Source organism: Halomonas sp. OfavH-34-E, assembly GCF_024124525.1.
GTDB classification, from domain to species: Bacteria; Pseudomonadota; Gammaproteobacteria; order Pseudomonadales; family Halomonadaceae; genus Halomonas; species Halomonas litopenaei.
In genome coordinates this window covers 1-1,621 of record NZ_JAMXRY010000119.1, presented here as the reverse complement: position 1 = coordinate 1,621, position 1,621 = coordinate 1, and the positions used below count along the sequence as shown (strand labels likewise).

1 protein-coding gene is annotated in these 1,621 nt (G+C 65.5%); it reads right to left on the bottom strand.

All coding sequences use genetic code 11. The features are described 5' to 3' along the window. A partial coding sequence (locus NH448_RS23400; protein ID WP_253029594.1) for an Ig-like domain-containing protein occupies nt 1-1,621 on the bottom strand: 1,621 nt, incomplete at both ends.

Sequence of the window (1,621 nt, the reverse complement as noted above, 5' to 3'; positions counted from 1 at the left end):
CCCAGTCGCCGTCCTTGTCCTTCACCTCGTAGCGCACCAGGTCATCGTTGCCGGTGCTGCTCTTGAACTGGCCGTCGGTGGTCTCGCTGTTGCTGGCGGCGTTACTGCCCGGGGACTGACCTGCACCACCATCAAGCCCCGCTTCCTGCACGCTATAGGCGCCATCGTCAGTCGCCGGATCACCGTCCGGGCCGCTCGGGTCGATGGTCGGTGTGGAGTCGGCCGCCACCGTCACGGTCAGCGTCGAGGCCGCGGTATCACCGTCGCCATCGGTGAGGGTGTAGTCGATCACCGCCTTGCCTTCGAAGCCCGCCGCCGGGGTAAAGGTGATCTCGCCATTGGACGCGAAGCTCACCGAACCCACACTGGCCCCGCCCTGCACGCTGGCCGCGGTCAGGGTCGCGCCATCGGCGCCCTGGGTATCGCTGGTGTCATCACTGTTGTTGAGCACGTTGTAGCTGACCGCCGAGTCCTCGGCGGTGCTGGTAGTGTCGGCCACCGCACTCGGGCCATCGTCACCGATGTCGATAGTGAGATTGGCCGGGGCGGAGGTATCGCCATCGCTGTCCACCACCCGCACGCCGAAGGTCTCGGCCAGGCTATCGTCCAGACCCGTTTTGTCCTTGTCATCCTGACTCGCGCTGCTTGTCAGGGTGTACGACCAGCTGCCGTCGGTGTTCACCGTCAGGGTGCCGTAGTCACCGGCGACCGTGGTGTCATCGGCATTGACCGGGACCCAGTCGCCGTCCTTGTCCTTCACCTCGTAGCGCACCAGGTCATCGTTGCCGGTGCTGCTCTTGAACTGGCCGTCGGTGGTCTCGCTGTTGCTGGCGGCGTTACTGCCGGGGGACTGACCTGCACCACCATCAAGCCCCGCTTCCTGCACGCTATAGGCGCCATCGTCAGTCGCCGGATCACCGTCCGGGCCGCTCGGGTCGATGGTCGGTGTGGAGTCGGCCGCCACCGTCACGGTCAGGGTCGAGGACGCGGTATCACCGTCGCCGTCGGTGAGGGTGTAGTCGATGACCGCCTTACCTTCGAAGCCATCCGCAGGGGTAAAGGTGATCTCGCCATTGGACGCGAAGCTCACCGAACCCACACTGGCCCCGCCCTGCACGCTGGCCGCGGTCAGGGTCGCGCCATCGGCGCCCTGGGTATCGCTGGTGTCATCACTGTTGCTGAGCACGTTGTAGCTGACCGCCGTGTCCTCAGCGGTGCTGGTGGTGTCGGCCACCGCACTCGGGCCATCGTCACCGATGTCGATAGTGAGATTGGCCGGGTCGGAGGTATCGCCATCGCTGTCCACCACCCGCACACCGAAGGTCTCGGCCAGGCTGTCGTCCAGACCCGTTTTGTCCTTGTCGTCCTGACTCGCGCTGCTTGTCAGGGTGTACGACCAGCTGCCGTCGGTGTTCACCGTCAGGGTGCCGTACTCGCCGCTGACCGTGGTGCCATCGGCATTGATCGGGACCCAGTCGCCGTCCTTGTCCTTTGCCTCGTAGCGCACCAGGTCATCGTTGCCGGTGCTGCTCTTGAACTGGCCGTCGGTGGTCTCGCTGTTGCTGGCGGCGTTACTGCCCGGGGACTGACCTGCACCGCCATCCAGTCCTGCTTCCTGCAC